6 protein-coding genes are annotated in these 5439 nt (G+C 32.7%); 5 read left to right on the plus strand and 1 reads right to left on the minus strand.

What is annotated here, in order from left to right; all coding sequences use genetic code 11:
* Nucleotides 1-64: 64 nt before the first annotated feature.
* The 4 genes from ACQ0RB_RS15595 (at nucleotide 65) to ACQ0RB_RS15610 (ending at nucleotide 3574) form a co-directional block, all read left to right on the plus strand.
* Entirely contained in the window at nucleotides 65-1042 is a 978-nt protein-coding gene (locus ACQ0RB_RS15595) for a polyprenyl synthetase family protein (RefSeq protein WP_430499609.1), read from the plus strand.
* Nucleotides 1043-1106: 64 nt separating this feature from the next.
* On the plus strand, nucleotides 1107-1682 hold the full coding sequence (locus ACQ0RB_RS15600; RefSeq protein WP_430499611.1) for an RNA polymerase sigma factor: 576 nt from the start codon (nucleotides 1107-1109) through the stop codon (nucleotides 1680-1682).
* Nucleotides 1669-2460, plus strand: a complete 792-nt coding sequence (locus ACQ0RB_RS15605) for a hypothetical protein (protein WP_430499613.1) — start codon at nucleotides 1669-1671, stop codon at nucleotides 2458-2460. Before ACQ0RB_RS15600 ends, ACQ0RB_RS15605 begins: the two co-directional genes overlap by 14 nt.
* Nucleotides 2461-2497: 37 nt before the next feature.
* On the plus strand, nucleotides 2498-3574 hold the full coding sequence (locus tag ACQ0RB_RS15610) for a hypothetical protein (protein ID WP_430499614.1): 1077 nt from the start codon (nucleotides 2498-2500) through the stop codon (nucleotides 3572-3574).
* A gap of 217 nt (nucleotides 3575-3791) precedes the next feature.
* On the opposite strand, the gene ACQ0RB_RS15615 is transcribed toward ACQ0RB_RS15610, so the two are convergent.
* Nucleotides 3792-4472, minus strand: a complete 681-nt coding sequence (locus tag ACQ0RB_RS15615) for a hypothetical protein (protein ID WP_430499616.1) — start codon at nucleotides 4470-4472, stop codon at nucleotides 3792-3794.
* Between the two features lie 164 nt (nucleotides 4473-4636).
* Here ACQ0RB_RS15615 and dnaG point away from each other — a divergent pair.
* A partial coding sequence (gene dnaG / locus ACQ0RB_RS15620; protein ID WP_430499617.1) for a DNA primase occupies nucleotides 4637-5439 on the plus strand: 803 nt, incomplete at its 3' end.

Consider the following 5439-nt stretch of genomic DNA (forward strand, 5'->3'; position numbering starts at 1 on the left):
CTAAAATAGCATATCACAAGCTTTTTTAGTACGTTTGTTGTTCTCAATTTTAGTAGCTTTTTAATTGAAAATTACAGAACAAATAAAACAACCTATTGCTTATGAAATGGATCTTTTCGAAGAAAAGTTCCGTTTGTCAATGTCTTCTAAGGTTGCATTACTCAACAGAATTACACACTACATTGTTAATAGAAAAGGGAAGCAAATGCGACCTATGTTTGTGTTTCTGGTAGCTAAAATGATTAAAAATGGCGAAGTTAGTGAGCGAACTTATAGAGGTGCTTCGGTAATTGAATTGATTCATACTGCTACTTTAGTGCATGACGATGTTGTTGATGATAGTAATAGACGTAGAGGATTCTTTTCTATAAATGCACTTTGGAAAAATAAAATTGCAGTACTTATAGGTGATTTTTTATTGTCTAAAGGATTGTTGCTGTCAATTGATAATAATGATTTTGATTTACTTAAAATTATTTCAGTAGCTGTTCGAGAAATGAGCGAAGGTGAGTTGCTCCAAATTGAAAAAGCGAGACAGCTTGATATTACTGAAGACGTCTATTACGAGATTATCCGTCAAAAAACAGCAACACTTATTGCGGCTTGTTGCAGTTTAGGTGCAGCTTCGGTAAAACCAAATTCACCCGAAGTAGAAACCATGCGAAAATTTGGTGAGCTTATTGGGATGGCATTTCAAATTAAAGATGATTTGTTCGATTATGGAGATGAAGCTATCGGTAAGCCTACAGGAATCGATATTAAAGAGCAAAAAATGACTTTGCCACTCATTTATGTGCTCAACAACAGTTCAGATAAGGAAAGAAAATGGTTAATAAACTCCATCAAAAATCATAACAAAAACACAAAGCGTGTTAAAGAGGTTATAGCTTTTGTTAAAGCTAATGGAGGATTGGAATATGCAATTGATAAAATGAAACAGTTTCAAACAGAAGCACTTCAAATTCTTGATGCATACCCAAAATCTGAATTTAAAGATTCACTAGAACTTATGGTGAATTACGTGATTGACAGAAAAAAATAATTTTTTTTTCATACTTCAGGCAACCGTTTAAAAAAAACTTTCGTCTTTATAAATAGAAGACCTTATGAAAGCTATTTTGAAAGTTATTCAATTGCATAATAATAACACTGAACTTATCAGTAAAGCTGCGAAAAACAATCGCGAGGCGCAACATGTGTTGTACGAAATACATGCGCCTAAAATGTTGAGTGTTTGCAGGTATTATATAAAAGATGTTCAAAAAGCTGAAGAGGTAATGCTAAATGGGTTTTTTAAAGCGTTTACAAATTTAAAGAGTTTTAAAAATCTGGGAAGTTTTGAAGGTTGGCTGAGAAAAATAATGGTACGAGAAGCAATATCATTTTTAAGACAGCAAAAGCAAATTGAGTTTTCGGTAGAAGAGGTAACAATGCCTCACGATTATGCAAATAATATCAATACCGAAATTGAAATGGCTGAATTACAACAATTGATTGATGAATTGCCAGAAGGTTATAAAATGGTTTTTGTAATGTATGCTATAGAAGGTTATAAGCACCAAGAAATTGCAGAACTATTAAATATATCAGAAGGAACATCAAAATCGCAACTCTTCAAAGCAAGACAAATGCTTCAAGAAAACATTAAAAAATTAAACACATCTAGTTATGGCACCAATTAAGTTTGAGGAAAATCTTAAGGAGAAGATTGAGGAGCGTACTATACAGCCATCTGAGGCAAGTTGGGATGTTTTGGCAAAACGTTTAGATAATCAAGATAAAAGAAAACCCAAAACGGTATATTTTTGGGTTGGTATTGCAGCAAGCATTGTAGGTGTTGCTTTAGTAACGACATTGTTTTTTAATAATTCAGAATTAGAAAACAGCACACCAGCAATTGTAGATACTGAAACTAAAGAAGAACAATTAAAAGAAGAAGTTTTAAATCCTGTTGAAAACCAAAAAGAAGAAAATACTGTTGCTGTAGAACAAGTTGAAGACATTAAAAAATCAACTAAAAAAACAATTTCTACCCCAAAAAATGGAGCAGTGGTGCCAAAATCAACAAGAATTGTAAGTCCTAATACAACGGTTACAATTAAAGAAGCTGTGGCTGCAACCACTACTAAAGAGCAAGAAAAAGTTAAGCACTTAGAGACTCCTTTAAACTCATTAGAGTTTGAAAAAGCTAAAATAAACGATGTAGTTGACGAAATAAAAAAGCTCAACCTCGAAGATGTTACAGTTAGTAATGCCGAAATTGATTCGCTTTTAAAACAAGCAGAACGAGAAATACTTAAAAACAGATTATACAACGAAACCACAAGAACGGTAAGTGCTGATGCTTTACTTCAAGACGTTGAAGATGAGCTAGAGCAATCGTTTAGAGCAAAAGTATTTGATGCTCTTAAAAATAGTTTCGACACAGTAAAAACTGCAGTTGCTGAACGAAATCATTAACACTTAAAAAGAAACATTAATCACAAAACGAACAGTTATGAACACTATTACAAAATGCGTAGTGCTAGTAATCTTATGCCTAGTTGTAGGTAAAATGAACGCACAAGACACAATTCAAAAGTCTAAAAATCAGTTTAAAATTGAGAGCCTTGATGAGTTAAAGAAAAAAATTGAAGAAGAAGAACGCGAGTATCTTAAAAAAGAAGTTGAGGCTATAAATCTTCGATTGGAAAATGGCGAAATCACTCAAGAAAAAGCCGATGCGCTTAAAAAAGAAGTAGCCAAAAAGCGTGCGCTAAATATTGAAAATCGTATTGCAATTATAGATAACAAAATAGAGTTGCTAAAGCGTAACGAAATAGGTTATGATAATTTGGACGACGATAAAGGAGACTATTTCGGATTCAGTTTTGGAGGTGATGGCGAAAGCTTTGCAGGTTTTAGAATAAAGAACAGAAAAAAGTTCCGAAAATACGACAAACGCACAACTAGCGATCTTGTGTTTGCAGCAGGTTTTAACAACGCTATTGGTGACGGACAAAAAATAGGTGATGAATACGGTTTTATGAACTCAGGATTTGTAGAGTTAGGTTGGGCTTGGAAAACCAGAGTATTTAAAAACTCAAATGCCTTACGTTTAAAGTACGGATTCTCTTTTCAGTGGAACAAACTATCACCTAAAGATGATAAATACTTTGTGCAAGATGGTAACGTAACTACATTAGAGGAGTTTCCGTATGAGTTAAAAGAGTCTGAATTTAGAGTAACCAATTTGGTAGTGCCAGTGTATTTTGAATTTGGTCCATCTAAAAAAATCGAAAAAGACGATTATTTCCGTTATTCAACACACAACAAATTTAAAATTGGTGTTGGTGCTTACGCAGGATTTAACATTGGTACGCAGCAAAAACTAAGATACAAGCAAGATGGAGATAGAGTAAAAGAAAAAATAAAGCGTAATTACAATACTTCCGATTTTGTATATGGTCTTGGCGCTTATGTTGGTTATGGCAGTATGGGATTGTACATGAAATACGATTTAAACCCTTTATTTAAAGACCAAGCGTTTGACCAACACAATTTATCAATGGGTTTACGCTTTGATTTAGATTAAAACAATTATTTGAGTTAGTAAAAAAGCCTCCTTAACTGGAGGTTTTTTTAATATATGATAATGCTGAAGATTTGGTTTCGTTTAACGGTTTGTGCATGGTTTGTTGCGCTGGTCTGGTTACTAATTTAGCAAATACATACCGAATAGAAAATTTGCAAGGACTTTCAACGAGGAAAATCAGAAGTAATGAATTATACACGGTGTTACCTGTAGTTTTTTATCCGATTAATAATTTTTTAGTCAATTCAGTAGTGAATTCAATCAATAGTTTTTCACCTACTTTTAAGCCTATCTTAAATCCTTTAGCAACTATTTTCCTAATATTATTAATGACTTTTGTTTTGGTTGAAACGTTAATGTTTTTTTTTGTTTCATTAATCAGTTCTATTGATTCCTTAACATCTGAGGTTTGTTTCGGATTCTCTTTTAAAACTCTTTCGGCATTATCCAAAAAGACTAAAATTTTCTTTTGCTGTTCTATAGAAAATGGTTTATAATTTGCGTCTTCATCAATAATTTTAAATTTAGGTCCAATCTCATCAAAATAGGCTTGAGTTATATTATCATCAAACAAAGGGCTTTCTTTATTAGCTTCAAGTAAAATGTTTACCCATTTTTCAAAATGCTCTTTTATGTACGTCAGCACAACTGTTGCCTCTCTTTTGGAAATAGTTTCCTCATTATATGGCAAATATTCTAGGGTATAAGTTGTTTTTCCTGAATTAGTATTGGAGCCAGCATTGATTTTTTTTACTTGAAAATAATAACCACTATTTATATCAACATCTGTAAATATCAACAAAGGTTCGTCTCCAATTTCGATTTCAAATAAACTATCATTATAGTTTGAATACTTATCAAAAAACTTTCTTAATGCTATCGGAATTTTCTTTTTCATATAATTACAGGTAAAATAAAGACATGAATTGTTTTAATAATTTATATCGACTGTTAAACGAAGTTCGGTTTTTTATTTTATAATGTCAAGTTTTTACTCTCAGCTTAAATTTTTTAGACAAGGAGTTTTATAGTACATTTACAGTCTGCAAATTTTTTTCAACGTTGATATCAAAATCTACCATAGAACATGTCTTTGAAACCGCTCGTGTAGAGGAGGTTATTGGTGATTTTGTAACCTTAAAAAAATCAGGCACTAACTTTAAAGGGTTGAGTCCTTTTAGTGACGAGCGTACACCTAGCTTTATGGTGTCACCTGTAAAACAGATCTGGAAAGATTTTAGTAGTGGTAAAGGTGGTAATGTGGTAACGTTTTTGATGGAGCACGAGCATTTCACTTATCCTGAGGCTATAAAATACTTAGCAAAAAAGTATAATATTGACGTTGAAGAAACCGAACAAACCAATGAGCAAAAAGAAGAAGCCAACGAACGTGAAAGCATGTATTTGGTTAGCGAGTTTGCAAATGACTATTTTCAAAAAGTCATGTTTAAAACAGACCAAGGTCAAGCCATTGGATTAAGCTATTTTAAAGAACGTGGATTTACCAACGAAACCATTAAAAAGTTTCAATTAGGATACTCACCAGATGAGTGGCAAGCCTTTACTGATGAGGCTGTAAAAAAAGGCTATCAAATGGAATTCCTCGAAAAAACAGGACTTACCATTGTAAAGGACAATAAAACTTTTGACCGTTTTAAAGGTCGTGTGATGTTTCCTATACATAGCATGAGTGGTCGTGTTTTAGGGTTTGGAGGTAGAATACTAACTAACGATAAAAAAGCTGCAAAATACCTAAACTCGCCAGAGAGTACCATATATCATAAGAGTAAAGTGTTGTATGGTTTGTATCATGCAAAACAAAGTATTGCTAAAGAAGATAATTGCTTTTTGGTTGAAGGTTACAC

It is taken from the genome of Gaetbulibacter sp. PBL-D1, assembly GCF_050509525.1.
Classification (GTDB): Bacteria; Bacteroidota; Bacteroidia; order Flavobacteriales; family Flavobacteriaceae; genus Gaetbulibacter_B; species Gaetbulibacter_B jejuensis.